The following is a 25,593-nucleotide window of genomic DNA, read 5'->3' as shown; positions in this document are numbered from 1 at the left end:
TCCCCGACCGCGTGGCGAGCCCGGCCGAATGTGCCCGCAGGCACGGGGAGTGCCGGCGTGGGAGCGAACCCTCCACGTGTGGTCGTGGAGGTCTACGGATGGCCCGTCCGTATGGAGGGTCGGCTTCCACGCCGACCGGGCGCCCCCTCATGGGTATCTTACCCGTGGAATAGAGAGGGACAGAGACGCAAACCTCGTTCGTGTCTCCAACGCCAGGAAGCGACCTCCGAGCCCGAAGGCACCTGTAGCACGATGAACAGCCTCCATCAGCATGGAAGCGAATGACTCGGCACGAAGCCAACGGTCAGGGTCAGATCGCTTCCACCGCTTCCCCCGGATTTCTCCCGCAAGGGAGGGCTGTTCTCCCTTGCGAAGGACCATCATCCTCCGTGGCTAGGACTTCCCATAATCACGCATGGGATTCAAGCGGTCAGGGTATCCTTGACCGTCTTGCATGATTTCGCCACTCGGACGAAGATGCGGCAAACCGCATTTCTGCTTGAAGCGAGGAAGCGATGCGCCTACATCTGAAATCTCGCGGACTGTGCCGCATCACTTCCTGTGCCCTTGCGTGTTGCTGCGCCTCAGCAGGAGAAGGTGTCCGGGTAGTCGCCGAACGACAGGCCGAAGCATCCGGATCAACTCCCTTCACCTTTCAACAGGTGCCGCGGCCATCCCGCCAGGACTCCGCCACCCACGCTTCCTTTAGGATTTTGCAGGGAGAGCAGGACGACAACAGCGGGCCTTTGGAGGTCCTCCAGGACGGCAAGACGCCGACTCAGCCGGACGAGCCACCCGCGAACTTCTTTTTTGCTGCAGGGACGCCGGGCGGCCAGATCGTTGTGGATTTGGGGCGGCCTACCCCGATTTCGTACGTGGCCACATTCTCCCGCCATCCCGACATGCGGGGGCCTCAAGTCTACACGCTATACGGCGCCACGGGAGACGAATCCAGAGTTCAGCTTTCAAAGGATCCGGGTTCCACCAACCGACCAGGATGGATCCTCATCGCCTCTGTGGATACGCGGGGCGTCGGCGCCCAAAAAGGTGGAATTTACGGCGTACTCGTCACCAATATGTCAGGCGGACCGCTGGGACGTTATCGGTACCTCCTGTTTGATGTTCGAGCCACGCAAGCACATCACCCCTTTGCGAACACCTTTTACAGCGAAATCGATGTTCAGAGTGCGGAACCCGACTTTAGAGCCGAGTTTCCAGCAGGGGTCCGCGGGCCAGATCCTTTCAGCGTCCGAACGCCGGACGGCCAGTTCACATTCGCGTTCGATGTCCGGCACGCTCCGGAGTTGGAATCTTGGGTGCGCAAACGTTTGAGCCCCGCAGTTGTGGAGTGGTACCCGAAACTGGCGGAGATTTTACACGTCGAGAATCTGGCGCCTCCCGGCCATGTGCAAATCATCCTGCGCCCGGGGCGCGGTGTCGCAGCCACCAGCGGGTCCCGGATCACGGCCAATTCGAGATGGATTGACCGCGAGCGCAATCGTGAAGCCGTAGGGGCGATCGTGCACGAGCTGGTGCATGTTCTGCAGCAATACGATCATCGTCCGCCTGGTACGCCGCCACCGCCGGGATGGCTGGTCGAAGGCATTGCGGACTATCTCCGATGGTTTGTTGTTGAGCCGGAAAGCCATGGAGCCGATCTGATCTGGCTGCGGCGGCAGCAGGGCGTTCAGCTCCGGCACGATGCAGGTTACCGGATCAGCGCCAACTTTCTCGATTGGGTTATCCGGCGGCATGACCCAGAACTGATACGGCACCTCAATGCCGCCCTCCGGATGGGACGGTACGAAGAGACGCTTTGGGAAAAGTGGACCGGCCGAACCTTAGAGGACTTGGCCCGAGCTTGGCGTGCGGAGACGGAGCAGGCGCTCCGTGCCCAATGAGGTGTTGGCGTTCCGCGCATCAAAGTCGGCCGAGCGGGATGTGCAACACCGCGCTCCTTTGCGCGCGCAGCGGCTCAAAGGGTTGGCTTCCACGCCGACCGTCCGAACTGAACCGGCACCCTGACTCCCCGCATCAGTGATGGGCCTTAGGGCGCCGCTCGGGTACGCCCAAGTACCGTCCGAGCGTGCCGCGCATAATGACCGTGCAAATCATCCGCATACCGTTCGAGAATGGAGCGGCCAAGTCCCTCGTGATCGCCGCACCGATAGAGTGCTCGTGCCAGCGAGATCTCCCGCAACGCATCGCGCCGCACGCGGGTATCGGTACCGCCGGAGAGCCGTCGCGTTTTTGCTTCGGTCGCGGTGGTCACCCAATGACCGCTCATCCCCGGCCGTCGGAGCACCTCCGCCAGCACGGGTGCCGCCCGGGGATCGCCGAGGCATTCCAGCGCAAGTGCGACCGCTCGGTGATGGGAAAACGCGACATTCGCGTCCAGCGTCCTAGCCTTTTCCAGCAGCGGTTCCAGGGCCGCGGCCGCCCGAGTACGACCCAACGCGATGATCATCGCATCCAGGGGTGCGAGGCTGGGCCCGAACTGCCCCATCGCGCGATACTCCCAACCGCCCTCCCACGATCGCGCCCGTACCGCGGCGATGAGTGTGTCGACACCAGTGGGGTCGCCGAGCATGCCGAGCGTCATCGCATACACCAGCCGAACATCATCATTCGTCGCCGCAGCCCACGCCGTGCGCAGTCGCGGAAGAGAGCGGTTGGTGTCGGAGAGCACCACCTCCAGACCCGTCCAGTCCTCCGGCAGCGCACGCACGGCCCACTCGAGCCGGCTGTCGGGCACCGGTGGGGAGTCCAGATCGGTCAGCGCCGTGTCCGGTACGATTCCCTTGTCGATGAGATGACGCTGCAGCACGCGGATGTCCAGCGCTCGAAGCGGCCGGTTTTCGCGGGCGCACCACGCCGCGGCGACGCCGGCTGCGTAACCGTGATTTTGGATGTCGGGCTGCATGCGCAGGACCGGTAGCGCATCGCGATGCGCGCTGATGGCCAGCCCAATGACCAGCAGCCGTTCGAGATCTCTCGGCAGCAATGCGCGGAATGGTACCGGCACGGTGATCGAACTGCGGTCGGGTGGGCGCAGCGCGAAGATGGGATGTACGGTGAAGCCGTGGGTATCGAAATTGCTTTGCGCCAGCGCGATCGTGTCCCGCCAAGTCCGCCCGAGGTAGAGGTCAAGCGGCGAGATCTCCACCTCGCCGACAATGCGCCGCCGCTCCCGCGTATCAATGAGCCTCGAAAGGTCCCACGCTTCCGAGAACAACTCACGGCCGACAATGAACGCGCGCCAGATGTCAACGATGTCAGTGTCGTCCACAAAGGTGTAGTCGGTGTTGATGTACTGGCGGGTCAAACTGCGGGGCGAGAGTCCGGTGCCCTGTACCGCAACCTCCGCCTCGTCGCTCCAGACACAGCGCGCGCCGGCCGCGGCGGCGATGTCGGCGTTCCCGGTCGCATCGACCACACATCGTGCAAGGGCAAGAAGGGGGCCCTCGGGCGTCACCACGACGACGCCGCGCACCTCGTCGCCATTCACAATCGCGCCCACCCCCCGGCAACCGAACCAGATCGCCGCACCGGCCTCCCGGAGCGCACGCCGGAGCCACTCGCTTTTGTGTTCGACGTTCCACTTGTGGGCGGGAGAGGTCTGACCGGCAAGCGCTGCGACCCCCGCATCGATTTCGGCGGTGAAGCCCTGCCGGTAACCGTGGTAGTACGAGGCGATTTGGCCCCAGGTGCCGACACCGCCGAGGCCGTACAGCGACTCAATCACCAGAGTCCGCGCTTCCTGGCGCGCCGCCCCGATGCCGGCCGGCGCCCCACCGGTGCCGCCACCGACGACGATCACGTCGTATTCCGCCGCCGCCTCGCGCGCATGTGCATCGAGCTCGATTCTTTCCAGCCCGGCCCAACGCGGGTGGGTATCGGCCGGAACGAAGCGAGCCATGGGTGAGTCGGCCGCTGGGGGTTCCCTCTGCGCGGACCGCAGCCGCAGGCGGCCCGGGGCCGGAACCATGCGGGCCTCCGCAGCTGCCACGTGGCCGATCCGTTCACCGACGCGGAGGAACTCGTCCGGACGCCGCAGGGCTGACAACGAAATCGGGGCAACAGCGATCCTTGATCCGAGCACCCACAGTCGCTCCACACCCACCGGACGTGCGACGTCGAGCGGCAGATTCGACGCACCCGGCCAGTCCCCCGTCACGGCTGCCCGCGCGACGATCGGCGGCGGCGACAGCTCCAGCAGCGTCTCGGACGCATCTCGTTGGTCCCGGCTCCAAGTGATGTCACGGGCCGACTGTTCCAGTTCGGCACGCACTGGCCAACCGGTGTCTGCGAACGGCATCACCAGACGGTACTCGATCACCGGCAGCTCGGTCCCGTCCTCTGCACGCACGAGTAACGGAAGGGGGTGTTCCACCGGCGAGGCCACCGCGGATGTCACCGCCTGACCCCCAATCACCACACGGCGAAACTCGCGCGGCCCCGGCGGAACGGACTCGAACGCGGCGCCGGCCAGCCGGGCGACAACGGCATGGGGAGTCGCGTCCACGATCACGCGCGCCCGAATCGCCTGCAAGCCGGACCGGTTCGCAACGAGCAATCCGGCTGGATGACCGTCGTCACCGATCAGCACATCGAAGGGATCTGAGAGAAACAGGAATGGAACATCCGCCGCAATCAAGGCGTCGTCGAGCGTCCGCTGAATCCGCAGCGGACGGGTCACACGCGCGATGGTGCCGGCCGGGGGGGATGGCGCGGACTCTGGCGGCGCTTCGATCGCAAGCTCCGCCAGCAGCACGCGGGATGCGCCGATCACCGGCACAACTTCGACCCGGACGTACCGCTGCGTGACCGCCAGCTCGACCCCAATGGGCAGCGACGCATCCTCGGCCGGGATCTCCACGTCCGAATTTCGGCCAGTCACCACGGCGCTCCACGCGTCGGCGTCCATGCTGGTGGCGACGCGGATCTCCGCCACACCAAAATCGCCGGGTCGTTGGTACGCGCGCAGCTCGACGCGCCCAATCGGCCGCGGTTGGCCGAGGTCCGCAAAAATCGTCACCGGACCGTTGTACTGGACACTGTCCCTCGCCGCGCTGCGGTGGCGGCTATCGGTGAGCCGTCCTGGCGGAGAAGAATCGCGATGCCGCGGGTCGTCGACGCGGTCCGTACGGTACCGAAATGTCCACGCGCGGCCGGACCGTCGCTCAGTCTCGGGAGGAAACATCGCCCGAAGCCAGGGGTGGTCCGGCTCCTGTTTGTCTTCGCGCCAGAGCCGCAACGTTGCACAGAGATCCTCCCCCAGATAAGGCCAGGACGTGACCAGAAACGCACTTGCGCCGGCCCGGCGCGCCTCAACTGCGGCGGCAACCGCACCGAGCGACCCGCCGACGACCAGCACGTCCACGTTCGTCAGCACGGGTACTTCCATCCGTGGGAACGCCACCACCATTGCGGCGGGCGCCACGGCGGCCCACGTTGCGCATACGCATGTTGCTAGACCGACTGTCGCTTTCATCCGGCATCGCCTTTTCGTGTTTTTGACTGTTCGCACACCGTCAAAGCGCGGCGGAGACTTTCACACCCCACACCCACCACTCGGCGCCGCCGTACCGCTCATGTGCGGCCGATCGAACGGTGTGCTCGAGCAACATCTGGTACTGCAGCATCAGCGCGGCGCGCCAGCGGGGACCAAGGGGACGCCCCAGTTCTGCGGTTGCCGCGAAGTCGCTCCAGCCGCGCCGATCCGGTACCGCCTCGGGCGGTGTGCCGTGCGGGGTGAAGAAGAACGCGTGATAGTCGCCCCCGCCATAGCCGACGGTCGTCCGCCACAAGAGTTCGAGTCCGGCTACCAACGGGAGGTGCCGCTCTGCCGCAAGTTCGAGGTAGGCATCATCATATTCGAGCACTTCATGCCACAGCGTTGCGGACAGGGACGGCGCCCAGCGCGCGCACCATTCCGGCGGGTCCCACCGCAAGGCCGCCATTAGTTCCGCGGTGGTGCCAGCCGCGGCGGTCGGCATCGAGACGACATAGGTGGCGCATCCCAGCGAGGGCCGAATCGGCCAACGAAGCTGCGGCGACCACAGGCCGATCACGTCCACCTCCGTCGGTCGGCCTCGCGCCTCCCGCCCGGCAACCGAGTTCGCATCGCTGAGGTCCACGTTCATCCATGTCGTGACGGACCACGCATCGCCGGCCGAGAGCGTCAACGCCGGCTGCAGCACGGGACCATCGGTGTAGATCTGACCTCGGAACAGATATTTGGACCAGAACGCCGTTTCCACCCGGCCCTGAATCTCGGCGGTGGCGCCCATCGCTGCGCAGCACAGCGCAGCAGTGGTCGCAGCGGCACGCGCATTTAGCCGAGCAGCGACCACGGGCTGCGGTAGGGTCGGCCGAGGAGCCGGTTCGCTTGCGCGTCGCCGACGAACTTTTCGGCCACCGGATCCCATTTCAGCGGCCGGCGCAGCAGCATCGCAATGTTGCCGAGGTTGCAAACCGTGGTGGAGCGATGGCCGATCGCCAGATCCGCGACCGGCCGCGCCCGTGAGCGGATGCACTCGAGAAAGTCAGCCATGTGCGCAACGCCGCTGTCGCCCCGCGCGCCGGGCCCGCCGCCGATCTTCAACAGCGCGTCGTCGCTCGCGCGCAGCCGCGACCTGGAAACATCAATCCACCCCTTTTCACCGAAGAAGCGGACATTGCCGTCGAAGACGCCGTCGGTGCGGGTGCGCACACGCAGCGTGACACCGTTCGCGTAGGTGGCGGTGAAGTCCACACGGGTTGGCGCGGTGAACAGACCGGAGGAGGGAAACTCGCCGAATCCCTCCACCGCGACGGGGCCAGATTCGTCCATGCCGAGCGCCCACTGCGCAATGTCGATGTAGTGGGCACCCCAGTTGGTTGTTTGGCCGCCGGCATAGTCGAGGATGAAGCGAAACTGATAGTGAGTGCGCTGCGAGGTGTACGGCGCCCAGGGTGCGGGCCCGAGCCAGAAGTCATAGTCCAGCCCCTCGGGAACCGGCTCGGGGGACCAGGTCGCACCACAGTACATGTTGTTGGCGGGGATCCGCACCTCGATGCGCTCGACGCGGCCGAGTCCGCCGCTGCGGATCAGCTCGGCGACGTAGCGGAACGAGCCGTCCGAGCGCTGCATCGTACCGGTTTGGCCCACGCGGTTGTGCGCGCGCAACTCCGCGACAAGCAGGCGGCCCTCCTCGATGCTGTGCGTCAGCGGCTTCTCCACGAAGACATCCTTGCCGTGCCGAATCGCGTCCAGCGCCGGCAGCGCGTGCCAGTGGTCCGGCGTGGAAATCACGACCGCGTCCACGCCCTCGCGGCGTGTGACCTCGCGGAAGTCGCCGGTGACGAACACACCCCGGTCGTGCTGCGCGGCCTCCACCTTCGCCGCCGCGGCGCGCGCGTGGACACGATCCACGTCGCACACCGCCACGACACGGGCGCCGCGATCGCGAAGCTTCAGCACTCGGTCGATGTTGGCCAACCCCATGCCACCGACGCCGACGAATGCAAATGTGATCTGGCGGCTCGGCGCATCGGCGCCCAGTACGCTTGCAGGAATCACCAACGGCGCCCCCGCCAGCCACCCGGAACGCGCCAGAAAGGAGCGGCGGCTGCAACTTTGCTTCATGAGAGCACCCCCCGAAGGCGGGCCTCCCGGATGCGCAGCGTGCCGAGCAAACCCTCGAGCGCGGCGCCCGACAGCTTCTTGCGCGCCGCTTCCAGTGCGGCGTCCGCCTCAGGTCCCGGAATCATTTCGAGCGCATAGCGCGCCAGGTCGCTCGTCTCGGCGCGCTCCAGCAGCGCCGCCAGCACGGGCACCGACGCGGCCGAGCCGATCAACGCGAGCATCCGAACAATAAAGTCGCGGCCTTGTTCGCCCAGGTCGGGCCGGTTCAGCAGCGCCAGCAGCTTCGCTTCCAACGCGGGATACTGGGAGGGGTCCGCGTCGAGGATCAGCGTTTGAATCTGCGACGCCAGCGTCCGATCCGCGCCGAACCGCATGCGGGCGGTCTCCACCCACGGATCGGGCGACCGTTTGAATTCCTGCATTCGACGATCGCTGTCTTGGCCGCGCAGCGGGTCGCTCGCAGCGCGCTGCTCGCCGCCCGGCGCGGGGGTTGGCACGGTGTTCATGCGCTGCGCCTCCTGTCGCCGTGAACCGACGCTCACTCAGGTGAGAGCACGCGGATCTTCAGGTTGCGATACGAAACCTCATCGTTGTGATCCTGCAACAGTAGGTGCCCGTCGGCCCATTCGGCGAAATCCGCCATTTTTGAGAACTTGCTTTTCGCGACCGCGGCGCGGAAGGCCTCCGAGCCGCGCTCGTACTCGAGCACTTTCACGCCGTTCAACCAGTGTTCCACATGCCGGCCCTTGACGACGATGCGGCCCTCGTTCCACTCGCCTGGCGGCCGCAGCGGCTTGTCCTTCGCGGCGGGCAGCACATCGTAGAGCGCCGCGGTGGTGCGGGAGCCGTCTGCGCGGAGCTTCGCGTCCGGGTGCCGCTGGTCGTCCAGCACCTGATACTCGGGGCCGACGCCGTGGCCGCCCTGCGCGCGGGACGGATCGATCAGGTACTTCACCCCGCTGTTGGCGCCGGGCGTGAGCCGGAATTCGAAGCAAAACTCGAAATTCGAGAAGCGCTCCTTCGTGATCAGGTCACCCGCCTTGGAGCTCTTCAAAATCGTGAGCGTCCCGTTCGTGACGACCCAGCCAGGTGGAATCTCGGGCTTGTGCAGGCTCTTCCAAGCGTCGAGCGAGCGGCCGTCAAAAAGCAGTCGCCAGCCCTGCGCCTGTTCTTCGGGCGTCAATTGGTTCGGTTCGCCCGCGAATAGGCCCTGCAGGCCCACCAAGCAGAGGACCGTCATCGCGCCGCACCGGATCGAAGTCATGGACGTCATCTCCCTTACTCATGGGCGAACGTAGCAAGCGCCGCCACGCGGCGCAAACCGGCCGGCTTGATCGAGAGCCGCCCGTTCGCGCGCACGGCCGGCGCGGCGGCTCGCGTTGGCCACGACAGTTGCGGTAGAAGAGCACTGTGAGCTCCGTAGGTCTGGCCTTGACGATCGCGGTCGGATGGTGCATCGCCGCGGTGGGGCACAGCGCCGAGGTGCCGATCGACCGGGCGGCGCCGTTGGCCCACGTGGTCACCAACCTGGAAGGCTGGCAGGTCCGGGTGGACGTGCGACTGCTCGATGGTTCCTCGGCAGAACTCGGCCGCCGGGCCCTGGCATTGCTGCAAAACCGCCTCTTATCGGTTGCACTGGTTGTGCCGACCGACAAGCTGGTACGGCTGCGGGGCATCCCCATCCAGCTCGATCTCCACCACGGACGGATGCGTGCGATGGGCTACCATCCGTCCGCGGAATGGCTGCGCCAGAACGGCTACGACACCAACCTCGCCGGCTGTGTGCACATTCCCGACGCTGCGGCATTTCTAGAACCGGAACACTACGTGAAGCAGCCGTGGGCAATCCTGCACGAGCTGGCCCACGCGGTCCACCATCAGGTGCTCTCTCACGAACACCCCGGCATTCGGGCGGCGTGGGAGCGTGTTCGCGCCGCTGGACGGTGGGAGCGCTGCCTGCATATCTACGGCCACGACGCGCGACATTACGCGCTGACGAGCCCACAGGAGTTCTTCGCCGAAATGACCGAGGCCTACTTCGGCGTGAACGATTTCTTCCCATTCAACCGTGGTGAACTCCGGCGGTACGAACCGGACATCCACCAGCTGATGGAAGACATCTGGGAACGGCCCTGGCCGGAGCCCGCCGCAGACCCCTGAGGCGTCCGTCGCCCAGCCAGAACTTTAGAGCAGCAGCTGTATGCCGAGCAGCCACTGGCTCGGACTGTCGCCCCACCGATACTCGAGACCGCCGCGGATATTGTGGCCCTTCCCGAACAGATGGAGGCCGATCGTGTAGTCCTCCGCGGTCGCACCGGCGTCGGGGTCCTGCCAGCTGTACTTTGCGACGGGCATCAGCTTGCCGACCAGCACGCCCGCCTCTGCGAAGGCAGTGTTGCCGCGGAACAACGCGTTGTCCCAGTCGTACCAGCCCGCGTTCAGCGTGAGCCCCACACCGCCGAGATCGAAACCGGACTGCACGTCCACCACCCAGTTCTCGGAGTCTACAATTTCTGGTGGCGGTTCCGGACCGGTCGCTCCCGCGACCACCGGCGCACGACGGAGGGTCGCCTTGTCCTGCCGGTCAATCCCGGCGCCGATGGAGAGATAGTCGCCGCTCTTGCCGAGACGGCACTGGTTGAAGAACCATCCGGATTCCGCTTCCCCCACGACGTTTAAGGCCACGTGCCCCGTGAGGCGAAGGTCCGCGTCGGGATTCTTGCTGCTGTCACGCTCGTCGTACCCATCGAACACGCCCACAAAGTAGGCGATGCGCTTCTCCCAGAACGTGCCGTGCAGCTCTGCGCCAATGTCGCGCCAGACGAACGTGTTCGGAAGCTTCAACACTTCGAAGTTGTAGTCGTGCCCCAAGAGCGTGGTCGCACCGGAGCGACTCTCGAACGAGAATGGCAGCAGAATCAGACCGGCCTTGAACCAGTGATTCTCGACGTACGGAAGGCGCAGATCCACGAAGATGTCCTGCATCTTGATCTCGTTCGGCGCGCCGTTGCGGCCCGCGTTGGGGCTGTCAGTCTCCGCAAAGAACTGAACGCCGTCCATCACCTGGCCCGAGAGAATGATGCGCGCCCGGCGGAGGAAGAAGTCCGTTTCCGGCGACGCGTCCTCCGTGTGCGTGGCCTGCACCTGCCCCAGCACGCCCGCCTGCAACCAGCTGTCCGGCCCGATCTCGAGCTTGGGTCCGGCGCGCACCACCGACATCGCCAGTAGGATCACCGCAACGCCCACTGCCACGCGAACGAATCCACGCGGGAACTTCATTGGCATGCCTTTCCTCCAAACGGCGTCGCGCCGGGGCACCGCCTGTCCCTCGTCGCCGACACCATGATTGCGGCGCAAGTATGCGCGGACTATTTCTGCTGCTCAAGATCACCCGCAGCCGGGTTCGCATAGTAGGCGGAAACACCGTCCCGCGCCGGGCCACTCGATCCAGCGGGGGCGGAGACCACCGCCCTCATTGCCCAGTGTCGCCGGCGGCGCTGAGCAGAACACACCGACGCAGCGGCCGATGGAAACTCAGGCCCTAAGCGGCCGTCGCGGATACAGCCGCACAGGTCCGAGCAGTCCCATTGGACGGGCAGGCAGCTTCGCGGTCCACCGCTGTGCGGTCCAATTGTCTTTCAGCGACTGCATCCAGTTGCCAAGCACCGTCGTCACCCGGATCTCGATGTGGTGGCGACCGGGCGCCAGCGGTGCCGGCAGCGGATACCGATGCCGGCCGTACCAGCGGACCCCGAGCGGGCGGCCGTCGAGGATGACTTCTGAAATCTCGTGGACCGTACCCAAATCGAGGAACTCAAAGGCTCCGTCTGGCGGCACTTCGAACGCGCAATCGTACACTGCGGTGCCGGCAAATCCCGTCTGTCCGGGAAGGGTCCCGATATTTGCGAGGTGGGTCAGCTCCACCTTATGGCGTTCGCCATTTACGTGCCGCAGCTCCACCCGCCAGAGAGCCGGAGAGGGCAACCAAGCGCGGGATTCATCCGGCTGCGGTTCCGGTGGAACGTTCGGCGCCGGTCCAGGCTCGAACACGATCAAACGGGACTCCCCCGGATCAAGCTCAAGCTCCAAGATATTGGGCTTTTCGGTCCACGGATGCGGCCGACGGTCACCGGTTTCTGGGTTCCACAACCAGGGAAGACGCTCTCCAACGGTGCGGAACTCGGCGCGGAATCGCGCAACGCGCTCGCGGTGAGTGTTCGCAAAGAAAAACACCTCGCGACGATCCCAGCGGTGATGGGTCTGCCGCAGCGTCCAATGCGCGGGTTCAATGCGCACATCTGGTTCCAGACCACAGCGCAGCTGCACACCGCGGAACCATTCGACGAGATCACCGCCCTCGCGCGGTGGTTCCACCACATGACACCGCGCCGGGTGATTGGCGCGCAGCCGCTCCATGGTTTCGCGCACCGTGCGGTCCCCTTCGCCCCGCCCCTTCAGGCCCGGCGCGCGCGACGGGGGCCGACCGATCATCACAAGACGGCCACCGGCGGCACAGAATCGTTCCAGCGCGGCCGCCGCATCGGGCCGGAGGGTGTCGACCTCCATCAGGATGATGGTTTCGTACCGTCGCGGACCGATGTGTGCGGCACCGTCGCGCATCTCCGCCCGCACAAGGCCGGTTTCGTTCGCGTAGTCGCAGTTGTGGCCCAGCGCATGCAAGGCGCGCCAGAGCAGGTGCGAATATTTCGGATGCCACACGCGGGGAAACGGATCCCGCTGCATTCCCCAGCGGCTCCAGAGGTCGGCGAGCGGATGGACAATCGCGACCGAGGCCTGCGGCTCGGCCTGTTCGAAGAGCCAGGTGAGTCGCGCCTTGTAGTCGGTCCACCGCCGCAGAAACGGCCACCATGTATTGTGCTCGCTGAAGTAGGTGCCGTATCGCACCCAGCCCGGTACGCCCGCCTCCGGCGGCGAATAGTTGAAACCGTGCAGAACGGGGTGAGTGACGCCGGTCAGATAGCTTTCATCCCCCGCGATCTTCACGAGCGAGAGGGGCGTGAAGAAAACATATTGCGTGTTGGTGATCTCCTCGCAGCTCACCCGCCGCCGGCCCGCAAGCCGCGCACCCGAGGAGGTGAACTTGTTGTTCACTTGGCCAGGGCCGGTCCACTCGTCAGTGCCGATCTGCCGGTTGAGCCACGTCTCACACTCCGGAATGTCCACCAGCGTGCTGCTGTCGAGCGGCTCATAGCCGTGCCCGTACGCCTGCACCCGGGACTTCACTTCCTCGCGCCGACACCATTCGACAAACGGCTCGATAAATCGCTCCCGAAAGAGTTCGATCAACGTGATCCAGTAGTCGTAGCGCACCCGCGCGACGAGGTCCTCCATCTCACCGCGCAGCTGCACCGCCGAGGCGTCCTCCACCGTCTCCCCCATGTGGCCCGTACGCGGCAACAGATAGGCGAGCCACAGACGCAAATCGTAGCCGCGACGGCGCGCAAACTCGTCGAAGAGATCCGGGTTCCAGTTCGCGCCCTCCAGCTCGAGGCTGTCGCAGAAGACCGCGCGAAACCAGCGGCCCAGCTTCCCTGCATAGGGCCGCAACCCCTCCGACATGTGGTTCAGGTAGAATTCCACCGCCTCGCGGTTGAAATGGTTCAGCACGGGGCCGTCGGAGCCCGGCGCGCCGTTGATCACCGCCTGAAAACCGGTCTGGACCACAAACCAGTGCACTACGTGCGGGCCGGGGGGAATCTCCAGCCGCAATCGGTCGTCACGGTACCGATCAGTGACCTCTACCGGCGCGACGAATTGATCCACCGCCGCCGGCGTCAAATGCACCATCAGGACGGACTTTTCGATATCGTCATGTTTCGAGTGGAGCTTCAATTCCACTTCCGCCAGGAGCTCCTCCCTGCTGAGCTCCAGCATCGTCGGTCCCTCAACGCGACGACGTCCGACCGATAGAATCTGGGTCTGATACTTGCGGGGCAGAAAGCGGCCACCAAACGGCCAGCCGGAGCCGACGATGATGTCCGGCGTCAGACCCCGCGCGCGAGCCCCTTCGACCGCCACGCGGACCAGTTCGCACCACTCCGGTCCCAACCATTCGACCGCCGGCACGTTGAGCGGATCCTGCGGTGCGGGGAACCGAATCGAATTGATCTCCACGCCGCCGATGCCGGCTGCGCGCAACAAGTCCAGCTCACGCAGCAGTTCTTCCGCCCGAACCTTGTTGCCATTCCACCACCATCGCACAAACGGCCGGGCGTCGGTGGGAGGATTTCGAAACGCCGCAAGGTCCGCATCGCTCGTGGCAGCCACCGACGGCGCCGATTGTCCACGTTCCGCACGGCCTCCCGCCAAGATGCCCACCGTCGCGCCAACGGACCGCAAAAAATCGCGACGCGTGAATCGCATGAGTCTCACGGTGCTCTCCTCGGGCCCGCCCCACATGTTCTGTCCCGAGCCACTCTCAGTATAGGTGAGCTCCCAAACCGGCGCAACGACGGGACGCGGGAACAGATCCGATTCTCGTTCCCAGCGCGAGAGCCCGCCCCAACTCCGACCGAGCGTGGTCGCTCCACCGCGGGAGGATCCACCCCTACCGCATGCATTCTTCTGAACAGATCGCGAATGTCAGGGGGCTCGGGTGGGGAACTGCTCCATGTGATTCCCGCCGACAGGGTCACAAGCCGCGCGGAACCGCGAAGCCTGGGCGTGATCGGGCGCGATCGTCTGGAGTTCACGTCGTTCGGCGGGCCATCGCACCAGCTGTCGACAGCAACAAGAACGGATGGCCGCCGGATGCCGTGCGGAACTGATCGTGGGCCACCTTTCGCGGGCGGCTCCGGCCGACCCGCTCAAAGCTCAATCACATCGCCGGCGGCCGGCAGCCCAACGGGGGCAGGCTGAGCGGCGCGGAGAGCTTCCGCCAGAGCAGCGCGGGCGCGTTCCTCGCCATGGACCAACACAATTCTCCGCGGTCGGGCGGCCCGGACGTACTCCAGCAGCTCGCGCTGGTCCGCGTGGGCACTGAACGCGTTCAACACGTGCACCTCGGCGCGAACCTCGAACTCGTCGCCGAACACGCGCACACGCCGCTCACCCTCGACCAGCCGGCGCCCCAGCGTGTGCGCGGCCTGAAAGCCCACGATCGCGATCGCGTTGCGTGGATTTTCGATGCCGTGTTTCAGGTGGTGAAGGATTCGCCCGTGTTCACACATACCGGAGCCGGCCAGCACGATGCAGGGGGCGTTGGAGGCGGTGATTTGTTTGGACTCCTCCACCGTTGAGGTGAACCGCACCCATGGCGGAAACAGCGAGCCCATTCGACGGTGGAGATCGCGTGCTTCCTCGTCGAACAGCTCCAGGTGCCGTTCGAACACCCTCGTGACAGCGCCGGCCATCGGGCTGTCCACGTACACGCACGGCGGTTGGATCTGGCCATCCACCTGCAGCATGTACAGGTGGTAGAGAATTTCCTGCGTGCGCTCCAGTGCAAACGACGGGATGAACAATTTGCCACCACGGCCCAGCGTGGTCCGCACCACCGCGCCGAGACGCTCCCGCGCTGTGCGCGCATCGGCGTGGTCGCGGTCGCCATAGGTGCTCTCGAGCACGAGCAAGTCCGCCTCCACAATCACCTCCGGGTCACGCAGCAGCGGCAGATTGCGGCGGCCAAGGTCCACCGCAAACGCGACGCGCAATCGTCGGCCGTGTTCCTCAAAACGAAGCAGTGAGAGCTCGGCGCCCAGCACATGCCCGGCCTCCACACCCGTGAGCTCCACACCCGGGACGATTTCGACGGTCTGCCCGTAAGCATGTCCGTGAAGCAAGCGCAGTGTTTTCTCCGCGTCAGCTGTGGTGTAGAGCGGTTCGACGGGGGGGAGCCCCCGCCGGTTGGTTTTCTGGTTCAGATAGGCGGCGTCCTGCTCTTGAATGTGCGCCGCATCCCGCAACATGATGCCACACAGGTCCGCGGTCGCGTGTGTGGCGTGGATGGGGCCTTCAAAGCCCGCCCGGACCAGCGAGGGGAGGTTGCCGCAGTGGTCAATGTGCGCATGCGAGAGCACCACCCCGGCGAGGTCTGCGGGCTTAAATCCGAACGAGCGGTTGCGCTCAAACGCCGCGCGCCGCGGCCCTTGAAACAGACCACAGTCCCGAAGCAGACGATGACCGTTGGCTTCGATCCAGACGGTTGACCCGGTCACGGTGTCGGCACCGCCGTCGAACCGCAGTCTCATTGCGCATGCTCCTCTGGCCGGCCATGGGTTACCATCGAACGGGTGCCGCCATTCAATGCGATCGCGACGACCAAGTCAAAAATTGCGACCGTTCCCTGCCGCCGAGGTGTACGAGACGCTCTACCGCGTCTTCGGCCCTCAGCACTGGTGGCCGGGCCGCACACCGTTCGAGGTGATGGCCGGCGCAGTGCTGACGCAGAGCACCGCCTGGAGCAACGTCGAGCGGGCGATTGCGAACCTTCGGCGCGCAGGGGCGTTGTCCGCCCCGAGGATCCTCGCGCTGCGGGTACAGCGGTTGGTGTCGCTGATCCGGCCGGCCGGCTACCCGCGGGTGAAGGCCCGTCGTCTACGGGCGCTGGCCCGTTGGTTGTGCGGCCGTGCCGGCGGTCGAGTTGCTTCGCTACGGCGCGTGAACCCTGGCGATCTTCGGCGCGAGCTGCTCAGTATCCATGGAATCGGTCCTGAAACGGCCGATAGCATTCTCCTCTACGCACTGCAGCATCCCACCTTCGTGGTCGACGCGTACACCCGTCGCTTCATGACTCGCCATCAGTGGGCCGGCCCGGCGGAAAGCTACGATGCATTGGCCCGCCGTTTCACCACGCTGCTGCCTCGTGACACTCGGCTTTACAAAGAGTATCATGCGCTCGTGGTCGCGCTGGGCAAACGGTGGTGCCGGCCTCTGCCGAGATGCGACGACTGCCCGCTGCGGGGGTTGCTCCCCGGAGGGAGCAGCCCACAGGCCAAACGGCAATGAGTAACCGGTGCTCCAAGCAGTGGTTGTGTGCGACCGCGGTGGCCGCAATGGCGGGGGGCGCCACGCCGAGGCAGGATTCGGCTGCGGCAACCGCCAGCGTCGTTGTGTGGCAACCCGCCGGCCGTGTGATACGATCACGGCCCGACCAGGGGTGGGTGGTCCTCGATTGCGTGCTCGCTCCGCCCGTGGGCACAACGGTCAGCTTGGGCCATGGAGCGGGCAACGAGACCGGACGAGTGAAAATCACTCGACGCGGCGAAGGCAGTCTTGTCATAGGGGAAATCGTGGACGGCCGGCCTGAGCCGGGCGACTGGATTGTCGCTCGCCCTTGACCGGCGATCGGGAGAGATCGCGATGCAAGAGATGGCGTTTATCAGTCCGAGCAACGTCGGACCATGGCAGGTTCTGGTGATTGTGCTGTTGATCGTGTTCTTGTTCGGCGGCAAGAAAATCCCCGAAATTTCGCGCGCACTCGGCCGCAGTCTGAGTGAGTTCAAGAAAGGTCGCGAGGAAGGAGAGCGAGAGCTGTCGAAGTCGGACAACTCCGGCGAGGAAACCGGGGCGCCGGAAAAGAAAAGCTGAACGCGTTACCGCAGGGAAGTGGGAGAAGGTTTTTCCTTGCGCCGTCCGAGCTCCCATCGAACAGCCGAGCGGCGCGCAGCCTAAAAGAAACGGTGCGGCTCGGAGCACCGGTTTGTTCATCGCGTCCACGCGGCGTACCATTCGCGTATGGACCGCGTTTGCTGCCACATCGGTGGAAAACCGATCTACTGGTACGGTGTGCTCGTGGCGGCGGGTCTGGCAGCTGCCTGGGCACATCTTCGGCGGCTGGCACGACGGGCCGGTTTCAGCGAGGAGCTGGTCTCGAATATGGTGCTCTTCGCGATGCTCGGCGGTCTGGGTGGGGCACGGCTCGTGTATGTTGTGGCGAACTGGCCCGACTACGCAAGTCAGTGGATCGAAATTCTCCGAATTGATCATGGGGGCCTGGTGTTTTATGGCGGGGTCGCCGGTGCTGCAGCAGCACTCAGCCTGCACGCCTGCTTTGCTCGGATTCTTTGGAGGGACTACGCCGATTTCATCATCACAGGTCTGCCGCTCGGACACGCAATCGGCCGGGTGGGCTGCTTTCTTAATGGTTGCTGCCAGGGCCGCGAGCTGAGCGGCGGTCCATTGTGGTGGGACGGCCGCTGGCCCGTACAGCTTATGGAAGCAGCCTCGAACGTGATTATTTTTTTCATAGTCAACTCTTTGTACAAAAACCGAAGATTCCGCGGCCAGGTGTTTTCGGCTTATCTTCTTCTGTACCCTCCGGTCCGGTTTATTCTGGAGTTTCTGCGCGGCGATCAGCGGGTGAGCTGGGGTGGACTGCACGTCGCGCAGTGGGTGAGCCTTGTTCTGTTTGCGGTGGGCTTGTGTCTCGCATGGGTATGGAGATCACCGCGCCTGACTCCGCCGGCCGTCTGATTGTTCCCCCTGAGCTCAGCGGCCACCGTCTGGACACCGTTCTAGCCAAGTTGGCGCCTCAACACTCTCGCGCCCGGTGGCAGGCGCTGATTGATCAGGGACGAGTGCGGGTCAACGGCCGACCCGCCCTGAGGACGCGCCAGAAGACCTTCGCTGGCGACTCGATTGAGTGGCAGGAGCCCGAGCCGCGGCCCACCGAGTTGATCCCCGAGGCGAAACCCCTCAACGTTCTTTTTGAGGACCGCCATCTGATCGTCCTCGACAAGCCACCCGGCTTGGTGATCCATCCTGCTCCTGGGCACGAATCCGGCACTCTGGTGCACGCCCTCCTTCACCACTGTCCGGACTTGCGAGGCGTCGGAGGCGAACTACGGCCCGGTATTGTGCACCGGCTGGACCGGGACACGAGCGGTGTCTTGGTCGTGGCCAAAGACGAGCGCTCCCACAGGTCTTTGGCAGAACAATTCCGGTCGCGCCAAGTGCAAAAAGAGTACCTTGCACTGGTCCATGGTCAACCCGAGCCTCCCTCGGGAACGATTGAAACTCTCATCGGCCGGAATCCCAGCCGACGCGACAAGATGAGCGCGAAGGTAATTCATGGCCGGCTTGCGCGCACCCACTACCAAACGCTCGCCACTTCAGAACTCGCTAGCTTGCTCCGAGTCCAGATCGAAACCGGTCGGACTCACCAGATTCGCGTCCACATGGCCCATATCGGACATCCTGTGATTGGCGACCCTCTGTATGGACCGAAGAGCGCGATCAACAAAAAGCTGGGGGCGGTCCGTCAGATGCTCCACGCATGGCGTATCCGGTTCTTGCACCCGTGCAGCCTTGAGCCGATGGAGTTTGAGTGCCCGATCCCTTCTGATTTTAAAGCTACCACAAAATCTTCGGGGATAACTTATTTATTGTAAGCTTCTTATGTAAACTTCAATGGCTGCTAGATCAGTCGGATTCACACCCGGGATGCGTGAAGCCTGGCCCATATTCGAAGGCCGAACACGCGACAGCTTCTCGGCGCTTTCCCTTCTCAGGGATGGAATCATGTAGAAGTTCAGTTCCTCAGGGATTTTCAAGTCTTCCAAGCAGCGCATACGTTCCGCTCTAGCATTTTCGATCCTGATATATCCGCTGTACTTCACTTCCGCCTCGATGTACTCCCGCTCTTGCTCGGTTAGATCGCTCCGCGCCCCTGGCAAGTCTTCATATCTTGCGCCGGGCATGCAGAGGAGACGATCCAGAGACTGTCCTTTAGACTTCGTGTTGCGCAACCTCTCGATTTCGCTCTTGACCTTCTGAAACGATGTTGAAATTCTGTTGAGAACATCTTTGCTAACAATGCCAATTTCCTGCGCTTTTTCCAGCAATCGAAAGCTGGCGTTATCTTGGCGCAGTATGAGCCGGAACTCCGACCTCGATGTAAACATCCTGTACGGCTCGTCCGTCCCACGAGTTGTCAAGTCGTCCACGAGGACGCCGATGTAGGCTTCATCTCTCGACAGCGTTACGCCGGGAAGACCAGCCGAAGCGCGCGCTGCGTTTACGCCCGCCAAGAAGCCCTGCGCAGCGGCTTCCTCATAGCCCGTCGTTCCATTCAGCTGCCCGGCCAGGAAAAGGCCTTCCACAATTTTCGACTCTAAAGTTGCCCGTAGATCCCTCGGATCGAAGAAATCGTACTCGATCGCGTATCCAGGTCGAATGATCACGGCTTTCTCGAAACATGGGATGCTCCGCACCATCGCTTCCTGCACATCCCACGGGAGAGAGTTTGATATCCCGTTAGGATACACGCGGACCGTGTTTCTTCCCTCGGGCTCGATAAAGACGTGGTGTTGAGCCTTATCTGGAAATTTGACAAATTTATCCTCGATGGACGGGCAATATCGGACTCCTGTGCCGGAAATCATTCCGCCATACAGTGAGCTCTGTTTAAGATTCTTCAGAACTATGTCCTTTGTTTGTTCTGTGGTGTGAGTCGTGAAGCAAGAGACGTGCCCGACCCCCGGCACCCAATAAACGCCCCTCTGCAGAATGTGTTCCACGTGGAACGAGCCGCATTTGTCCACACATGGGTGTTCCACGTGGAACGACTGCCAAAGTTCCCGAGCCTCTGCCGAAAAGAATCGCGGTGGATTCTCCGGTGGCTGTTCTGCTGCCCTCGAGTAGTCCACAGACTCACGGTGAAGTCTGGGAGGCGTCCCGGTTTTCAGCCTCTCAGCGCGGTGGCCGAGAGCGGCAATCGAGCGGCTCAGCCTGCATGAAGCTTGGTCTCCCGCGCGTCCGGCCGGTAGCGAGTGCCTGCCCACAAAGACGCGCCCGTTCAGAGAGGTACCTCCGCAAACAACGACCCCCTTGCAGCCGATTTTAGTGCCGTCGGACAGCTCGATTCCCCGCACCCGTCCGGACCTCGTCCAAATATCAACAACCTCTCCCTCGAAAACGTCCAGCGTGGGGACGGAGCTGACGACCTTCTGCATGTAGTTGCGGTATGCCGCCTTGTCACATTGAACTCTGGTTGCCTGGACCGCAGGCCCCTTCCTTGTGTTGAGGGTTTTTGAGTGAATTGAGGTGAAATCCGCCGCCCTTGCCATTTCTCCGCCCAGGGCATCAAGTTCATAGACCATATGCGACTTTGCCATACCGCCAACCGAAGGATTGCAGGACATCCTTCCGATGTGTTCGAATTTTAGGGTCAAGAGGAGAGTACGCACGCCGATCCTCGCCGAGGCGAGCGCTGCCTCCACACCGGCATGGCCGCCGCCGACTACAACAACGTCGTATGATCCTTTCATTTGCCTATGCAGAACCGGCTGAAGATTTCGTCCAGAAGGTCGCTGTCATAGATCCGGCCGTTGATTCTGGCGACAGACTCGGCGGCCTGCTTCATGAGCTCGGACGCGAGAACAACCGCATCTGGCCTGCCAGACTCCAGCAGGGAAAGTGCTTGACCTAGCGCCGCTCTTGCATCCTCTAGGCAGCAGCGGTGACGCTCGGAGACCACGGCATCGCATGATTCTACGCTACGTTGCATATCCAGAATGCGGCTTGAAATCAGGTCACGAACCCGATCTGCGGAGCCCTTCGGATCGCAGATAGATGTCTGAGCACATGGAAACTTTATGGAATCGATTTGACCAGGAGCGCAAAGATCAGACTTTGTTAGCACCACGGCGATCTTCTCCGCGGGCAAAGAATTCAGGACATCTCTGGCAGAATTATCTTCTAAGTCGTTGCAGGGCAAGCAGAAAAGTATAAGGTCTGCCCTGTCTGCCTCGAGTTTCGCCCGAAGAACACCTTCACTTTCCACGGGGCAAGCTGTCTCGGTGAAGCCCGCTGTATCCACGAGACAAACGGGAAAACCGCGTATTTGTGTCCAGTGTTCGATCGTATCTCTCGTTGTACCAGGAAGATGGGAGACGATGGCGCGATTTTGCTCGGCGAGCATGTTGAATAGAGTGGACTTCCCTGCATTCGGACGGCCGGCGATCACCACACGGAAGCCTTCGCCCAGGGCTTTACCGTATCGCCACGAAGAAATAAGCCGAGCGCATGAACCAAGCGCATCTCGGATGGTATCCTGTGCAGATTCTGCAACATTCTCTGGGATATCCTCTTCTGGGAAGTCGAGACTTGCATCTAGACTAGCGGCGGCCGAGACGACGGCCTCGTAGATCCGGTTGATTTCACGCCCAAGAGAACCTTGGAGGAGACGGAGCGCAACATCCGCCGCGCGTTCGGTCGAGGCTTCGATGAGACGCAGCACTCCCTCCGCCTGTGTGAGATCGAGCCGGCCGTTGAGAAACGCCCTCTTTGTAAATTCACCCGGTTCCGCGACTCGGCAGCCGACCTCAATGGCCCGACGCAAAATACGTGCGGCGGGGACACTCCCCCCGTGGCACTGAAACTCCACGACATCTTCGCCCGTGTAGGAATGTGGCGCGCGCATGACGAGAAGAAGAGCTTCATCCAACGTCTCGTCTGCAGGGCCGCACACCCGACCGTGGACAATCGTATGCGTTGGACGCTGTGACGGTGGTGCCCCGCGGCAACGGAACATGCGGTCCGCCACCGACAGCGCGGCGGGGCCGGAAACGCGGACAATCGCGATGCCAGCAGCGCCAGGGGCGGTGGCAATCGCTGCGATCGTATCAGCGCACGCCCGCATCATGTTCGCCCTGTTATCACAATTCGGCTTGGAATCAAGGGTGGGGCGTGATAAGCTGACGTGTCGGACAATGCGTCGCAGATGTTCCATTTTGGCGTCCGTCGTCGGCCTTGCAGTGGTGGCCGCCACACCGGCCGGCGAACCAGCCGCACCGAACGGAAACGCTTCAACGAATGAGTTGATTTTCAAGAAGCGGATCCGCCGGCGGTACGAAGCCTCCCTGGTAATGGACTCCAACACGCAGACAGCACCATCACTGCCGGCGGTTGAGCAGAGTCCCGGCGTTGACTCCTCCGCGGAGCTGAAAACGGAACGTCCGGATGTGCTGGACATTTCCCGGGTGAGAACTCTACCGCCCACGCCGGTACGGACTGATCGAGTACGACGCGCTGCGAAGGAGGAGGAAGACTGGGCATTGACACCGGAGGAACGTCTGGCCCGGGAATTGAAGCGCATCAGCGGCGTGGATGAAGAGGAAGACGAGGAGAGCGCTGACAACTGGATGGCGCGAGGACTGGCCGCGCTCGAGAAAGAGAAGAAAAAAGCACGTGAGAAGGCGGAGGAGGAGCAGCGGGCGGAGGAGGAAGCGGAGCAGATCGCTGAAATCATGGGGCGAGACTTGTTCGCAGGCCTCCGGAATGACCACACCACGACGGCCATTTTCGCGGGCGACGAACGGGGCTTTCGTGCCACCAAGCCGACGATCAGCACATCTCCGGCACCCGCGACCGCCGTGGGAGCGAGGGAGCTGGCCGCCCGGACCGATGCGCCGGTGGCCGAACGGCCGTCGGCGGCCGGACGCACCGCGCCTGTGAAGCCGGACTCCGAACGCATGGAGGTTACGTCCGCGCTGGCTCGCCCCGCCTCCGGCGTCGACGCTTCCCCGGCCACCGATGCGCCGGGTGCTGGCGAACACGGCGTGCGACGGAGCACACCTGGCCCAGAGCCCGCGCCATTGGCCCCGCAACTGTTTCAATGGTCCTCCTCGGCGGGTTCCGGTTACGCAGGCCTGCCGTCATCCTTGGCACCATCGGTGGCGCCGTCTCTCAAGGCGCCACCGCCGGCGTCGCTCATGAGCGGCACGTCAGGACGTGATCGATCGGTGCCGTCGTGGCTTTCCACGGCGCCGGGCTCTTCGGCATGGTCACCGGGGAGGCCGACGGGTGGTTCGGTTGGAGCGCCGGAGCCTGCGGTGTCCGCTCCGCCGCCGCGCGCAGGGCCGCCGCTGGAAGTGATGCGGACACCGTTTTTGAACAGCTCTCCCGCAGTGCTACCCTCTCGTGTGTGGCCCGCGGAGAGCCTGCGCCGACCGTGAACCCGGCGGGCCGCCGCGGATGCGTCAATCGGGAATCTGCAAGGAGGTGCCGCAGTGATCCCCCGATACACGCGGCCGGAAATGGCCGAAATCTGGTCCGATGAAAACCGCTTTCGCATCTGGCTGCGGATCGAGATTCTCGCATGCGAGGCGATGGCCAAGAGGGGCGAAATCCCGGCGAGGGATCTCGCGCTCATCCGGCGGCGTGCGAAATTTGACGTGCATCGCATCGCCAAAATCGAGGCAACCACTAACCACGATGTCATCGCATTCCTCACGAACGTCGCGGAAAACGTCGGCCCCGCTGCGCGGCATATTCATCGCGGTCTGACCAGCAGCGACATTCTCGATACCGCGCTTGCGGTGCAGATGGTGCAGGCCGCCGACTTGCTGATCCGCGGAGCGCGGGCGGTGCGCGCTGCGGCAGCAAGGCAGGCGCGTCGCCACAAGTTCACCCCGATGATCGGCCGCACGCACGGTGTTCACGCCGAGCCAATCACCTTCGGGCTCAAAATGGCACTCATGTATGACGAGTTCGGGCGAGCGGTCGAGCGGCTTGAGCGCGCGCGGGAAATTGTGCGAGTCGGCAAGCTCTCCGGTGCGGTGGGCACCCACGCGCACATCGATCCGGCGGTCGAGTCGTACGTATGCCACAAGCTAGGCCTCCGCCCGGACCGCATTTCCACGCAGATTGTTCAGCGCGATCGGCACGCCGAATACGTCGCCCAGCTGGCGCTGGTTGCGACGTCGGTGGAACGATGGGCGCAGGAGTTTCGGCACCTGCAGCGTACCGAGGTGCACGAGGTGGAAGAGTTTTTTGGCCGCGGTCAGAAAGGCTCCTCCGCGATGCCGCACAAAAAGAACCCCATTCTCGCAGAGCGATTGTGCGGCATGGCACGGCTCATTCGGGGCTACGCGCTGGCCGCGTATGAGAATGTGGCGCTGTGGCATGAGCGGGACATTTCACACTCGTCGGCAGAGCGCGTGCTGCTGCCCGACGCGACCATCGCACTCGATTACATGCTCGCCAAGCTCGCAGATTTTGTCGAAAACATGCGGGTGTTCCCGGACCGCATGATCTCGAATCTGAACCTGTTGCACGGGCTGATCCACTCGCAGCCGGTGATGCTGCGGCTGACCGAGCGCGGAATGTCGCGAGAGGACGCCTACCGGGTCGTGCAACAGGCCGCCATGGAGGTGTGGGAGAGCGGTCGCGAGTTCCGCGAGGTGATTGCGTCGAAACCCGAGGTCCGCGCGCATCTGCAAGCCGACGAGCTCGACGAATTGTTCGACTTGCGCCGGCATTTTCGTGATGTGAACCGGAAATTCCGAAAGCTGGGTCTGTAGCCCGAGGCGGGAATTCCGTCCCCCATTGTAGTCCCCCGTTGCATGGCATCTCCAACCGATGACTGCAGAACAGTTGTGCTGGCGGTAGCCTCGTGCAGGCCGGAACGCGCGGTTGTCTCCAGCACTGTCGAGTGGTATTGTGGAGGTACAGCGCTAAGCGTCGGTGCGCTGCCCAACGGGCATGTCTGGAAGATCCGACGCGTCGTATCGCATCCGGAGAACGACAACCGAAGATGACATTCAAGATTCCTGGTCCGAAAGCAGCGGCATTGGGCCCATACAAGCCGCGGTGTGAAGCATGGGTGGAGGCCTGGCTGGCGGGCGACAAGGCCACATGTGAGCAGGTGTTTGGTGCGATTGAGTCAGACCCCCCCAGTCCCCAGCGCGACGAAGCTCTGGCCTACCTACGTAAGAAGCAAAAAGAGGGAATCAAGTCGAAACCCGTGACGCCGTCGGCGTCGAGGACGGAAACCGCGCCCGTTAAAAAGACACCGATTGACACGATGCGATTGGCCGTGAATCTGCTCACCATCAGCCGTCGCCCCTTTGCCGAGGCGCTGTTGGAGGCAATTAAAGCGGACAAAATGACCGAGGCTGTCCTCATTGAACTAAAGGCGGTTATTGAGTCCGCGATCACTGCCTTGAAGCGGCAGAACGAGTTTCGCGATCTGTACAAAATCCCGGATCACGTGAAGTAAA

The 25,593-nt window shown here is 63.6% G+C and carries 19 protein-coding genes; 9 read left to right on the top strand and 10 right to left on the bottom strand.

Annotation, left to right across the window (positions count from 1 at the left end; all coding sequences use genetic code 11):
• The first annotated feature begins 1,016 nt into the window (after window positions 1-1,016).
• Window positions 1,017-1,901, top strand: coding sequence for a basic secretory family protein (locus N2652_12495; protein MCX7820005.1), 885 nt, complete (start codon window positions 1,017-1,019; stop codon window positions 1,899-1,901).
• Between the two features lie 146 nt (window positions 1,902-2,047).
• Here N2652_12495 and N2652_12490 read toward each other — a convergent pair whose 3' ends face one another.
• Genes N2652_12490 through N2652_12470 form a run of 5 tightly spaced genes read right to left on the bottom strand, consistent with a single transcriptional unit; the run spans window position 2,048 to window position 8,894 of the window.
• Window positions 2,048-5,494, bottom strand: coding sequence for an FAD-dependent oxidoreductase (locus N2652_12490; protein ID MCX7820004.1), 3,447 nt, complete (start codon window positions 5,492-5,494; stop codon window positions 2,048-2,050).
• 40 nt (window positions 5,495-5,534) lie between these two features.
• Entirely contained in the window at window positions 5,535-6,293 is a 759-nt protein-coding gene (locus N2652_12485) for a hypothetical protein (protein ID MCX7820003.1), read from the bottom strand.
• Window positions 6,294-6,337: 44 nt separating this feature from the next.
• Window positions 6,338-7,630 (bottom strand): Gfo/Idh/MocA family oxidoreductase, encoded by a 1,293-nt coding sequence (locus N2652_12480; protein MCX7820002.1) that lies wholly within the window; start codon window positions 7,628-7,630, stop codon window positions 6,338-6,340.
• Window positions 7,627-8,136: a hypothetical protein gene (locus tag N2652_12475; GenBank protein ID MCX7820001.1), complete on the bottom strand. Its 510-nt coding sequence runs from the start codon at window positions 8,134-8,136 to the stop codon at window positions 7,627-7,629. The genes N2652_12480 and N2652_12475 overlap by 4 nt, the downstream gene beginning before the upstream one ends.
• Before the next feature lie 32 nt (window positions 8,137-8,168).
• Complete coding sequence (locus tag N2652_12470; protein MCX7820000.1) at window positions 8,169-8,894, bottom strand: DUF1080 domain-containing protein; 726 nt, start codon at window positions 8,892-8,894, stop codon at window positions 8,169-8,171.
• 146 nt (window positions 8,895-9,040) lie between these two features.
• Here N2652_12470 and N2652_12465 point away from each other — a divergent pair, with 146 nt between their 5' ends.
• Window positions 9,041-9,790 (top strand): metallopeptidase, encoded by a 750-nt coding sequence (locus tag N2652_12465; protein MCX7819999.1) that lies wholly within the window; start codon window positions 9,041-9,043, stop codon window positions 9,788-9,790.
• 24 nt (window positions 9,791-9,814) lie between these two features.
• Here the strand turns inward: N2652_12465 and N2652_12460 are convergent, their stop codons facing one another.
• From N2652_12460 to N2652_12450, 3 genes are all read right to left on the bottom strand, one after another.
• Complete coding sequence (locus N2652_12460; GenBank protein MCX7819998.1) at window positions 9,815-10,909, bottom strand: hypothetical protein; 1,095 nt, start codon at window positions 10,907-10,909, stop codon at window positions 9,815-9,817.
• Window positions 10,910-11,164: 255 nt separating this feature from the next.
• Window positions 11,165-14,014, bottom strand: coding sequence for a glycosyl hydrolase (locus N2652_12455; GenBank protein ID MCX7819997.1), 2,850 nt, complete (start codon window positions 14,012-14,014; stop codon window positions 11,165-11,167).
• A 443-nt stretch (window positions 14,015-14,457) separates the two neighbouring features.
• Window positions 14,458-15,840 (bottom strand): MBL fold metallo-hydrolase, encoded by a 1,383-nt coding sequence (locus N2652_12450; GenBank protein ID MCX7819996.1) that lies wholly within the window; start codon window positions 15,838-15,840, stop codon window positions 14,458-14,460.
• A gap of 55 nt (window positions 15,841-15,895) precedes the next feature.
• Here N2652_12450 and N2652_12445 point away from each other — a divergent pair, with 55 nt between their 5' ends.
• The 4 genes from N2652_12445 (at window position 15,896) to N2652_12430 (ending at window position 18,981) form a co-directional block, all read left to right on the top strand.
• The gene (locus N2652_12445) at window positions 15,896-16,597 is read left to right on the top strand and encodes a hypothetical protein (GenBank protein ID MCX7819995.1); all 702 of its coding nucleotides are present in this window, start codon (window positions 15,896-15,898) and stop codon (window positions 16,595-16,597) included.
• A 354-nt stretch (window positions 16,598-16,951) separates the two neighbouring features.
• Window positions 16,952-17,179: a twin-arginine translocase TatA/TatE family subunit gene (gene tatA, locus N2652_12440; GenBank protein ID MCX7819994.1), complete on the top strand. Its 228-nt coding sequence runs from the start codon at window positions 16,952-16,954 to the stop codon at window positions 17,177-17,179.
• A gap of 147 nt (window positions 17,180-17,326) precedes the next feature.
• Window positions 17,327-18,064 (top strand): prolipoprotein diacylglyceryl transferase, encoded by a 738-nt coding sequence (locus N2652_12435; GenBank protein ID MCX7819993.1) that lies wholly within the window; start codon window positions 17,327-17,329, stop codon window positions 18,062-18,064.
• A complete protein-coding gene (locus tag N2652_12430; protein MCX7819992.1) occupies window positions 18,028-18,981 on the top strand; it encodes an RluA family pseudouridine synthase in 954 nt (317 codons plus the stop codon). Before N2652_12435 ends, N2652_12430 begins: the two co-directional genes overlap by 37 nt.
• On the opposite strand, the gene N2652_12425 is transcribed toward N2652_12430, so the two are convergent.
• Both N2652_12425 and mnmE read right to left on the bottom strand, forming a co-directional pair.
• Entirely contained in the window at window positions 18,973-20,859 is a 1,887-nt protein-coding gene (locus tag N2652_12425) for a tRNA uridine-5-carboxymethylaminomethyl(34) synthesis enzyme MnmG (GenBank protein MCX7819991.1), read from the bottom strand. The genes N2652_12430 and N2652_12425 overlap by 9 nt on opposite strands.
• On the bottom strand, window positions 20,856-22,421 hold the full coding sequence (gene mnmE / locus N2652_12420) for a tRNA uridine-5-carboxymethylaminomethyl(34) synthesis GTPase MnmE (protein MCX7819990.1): 1,566 nt from the start codon (window positions 22,419-22,421) through the stop codon (window positions 20,856-20,858). The genes N2652_12425 and mnmE overlap by 4 nt, the downstream gene beginning before the upstream one ends.
• 37 nt (window positions 22,422-22,458) lie before the next feature.
• Here mnmE and N2652_12415 point away from each other — a divergent pair, with 37 nt between their 5' ends.
• The 3 genes from N2652_12415 (at window position 22,459) to N2652_12405 (ending at window position 25,592) form a co-directional block, all read left to right on the top strand.
• Window positions 22,459-23,547 carry a hypothetical protein gene (locus tag N2652_12415; GenBank protein MCX7819989.1) on the top strand — a complete coding sequence of 363 codons (1,089 nt, stop codon included), beginning with the start codon at window positions 22,459-22,461 and terminating at the stop codon, window positions 23,545-23,547.
• 54 nt (window positions 23,548-23,601) lie between these two features.
• Window positions 23,602-24,894, top strand: a complete 1,293-nt coding sequence (purB, locus tag N2652_12410) for an adenylosuccinate lyase (protein ID MCX7819988.1) — start codon at window positions 23,602-23,604, stop codon at window positions 24,892-24,894.
• A gap of 233 nt (window positions 24,895-25,127) precedes the next feature.
• Entirely contained in the window at window positions 25,128-25,592 is a 465-nt protein-coding gene (locus tag N2652_12405) for a hypothetical protein (protein ID MCX7819987.1), read from the top strand.
• Window position 25,593: the final 1 nt, after the last annotated feature.

The sequence above is a fragment of the Kiritimatiellia bacterium genome (assembly GCA_026417735.1).
GTDB lineage: Bacteria > Verrucomicrobiota > Kiritimatiellia > PWTM01 > PWTM01 > CAACVY01.
This window is presented reverse-complemented; position numbering and strand designations above follow the sequence as displayed.

Bases quoted from the DNA above. Each gene is read 5' to 3' on its own strand.
- N2652_12490 (MCX7820004.1), bottom strand. From the start codon at position 5,494: ATGAAAGCGACAGTCGGTCTAGCAACATGCGTATGCGCAACGTGGGCC.
- N2652_12485 (MCX7820003.1), bottom strand. From the start codon at position 6,293: ATGGGCGCCACCGCCGAGATTCAGGGCCGGGTGGAAACGGCGTTCTGG.
- N2652_12480 (MCX7820002.1), bottom strand. From the start codon at position 7,630: ATGAAGCAAAGTTGCAGCCGCCGCTCCTTTCTGGCGCGTTCCGGGTGG.
- N2652_12475 (MCX7820001.1), bottom strand. From the start codon at position 8,136: ATGAACACCGTGCCAACCCCCGCGCCGGGCGGCGAGCAGCGCGCTGCG.
- N2652_12470 (MCX7820000.1), bottom strand. From the start codon at position 8,894: ATGACTTCGATCCGGTGCGGCGCGATGACGGTCCTCTGCTTGGTGGGC.
- N2652_12460 (MCX7819998.1), bottom strand. From the start codon at position 10,909: ATGAAGTTCCCGCGTGGATTCGTTCGCGTGGCAGTGGGCGTTGCGGTG.
- N2652_12455 (MCX7819997.1), bottom strand. From the start codon at position 14,014: ATGCGATTCACGCGTCGCGATTTTTTGCGGTCCGTTGGCGCGACGGTG.
- N2652_12450 (MCX7819996.1), bottom strand. From the start codon at position 15,840: ATGAGACTGCGGTTCGACGGCGGTGCCGACACCGTGACCGGGTCAACC.
- N2652_12445 (MCX7819995.1), top strand. From the start codon at position 15,896: ATGCGATCGCGACGACCAAGTCAAAAATTGCGACCGTTCCCTGCCGCC.
- tatA (MCX7819994.1), top strand. From the start codon at position 16,952: ATGCAAGAGATGGCGTTTATCAGTCCGAGCAACGTCGGACCATGGCAG.
- N2652_12435 (MCX7819993.1), top strand. From the start codon at position 17,327: ATGGACCGCGTTTGCTGCCACATCGGTGGAAAACCGATCTACTGGTAC.
- N2652_12430 (MCX7819992.1), top strand. From the start codon at position 18,028: ATGGAGATCACCGCGCCTGACTCCGCCGGCCGTCTGATTGTTCCCCCT.
- N2652_12425 (MCX7819991.1), bottom strand. From the start codon at position 20,859: ATGAAAGGATCATACGACGTTGTTGTAGTCGGCGGCGGCCATGCCGGT.
- N2652_12415 (MCX7819989.1), top strand. From the start codon at position 22,459: ATGGACTCCAACACGCAGACAGCACCATCACTGCCGGCGGTTGAGCAG.
- N2652_12405 (MCX7819987.1), top strand. From the start codon at position 25,128: ATGACATTCAAGATTCCTGGTCCGAAAGCAGCGGCATTGGGCCCATAC.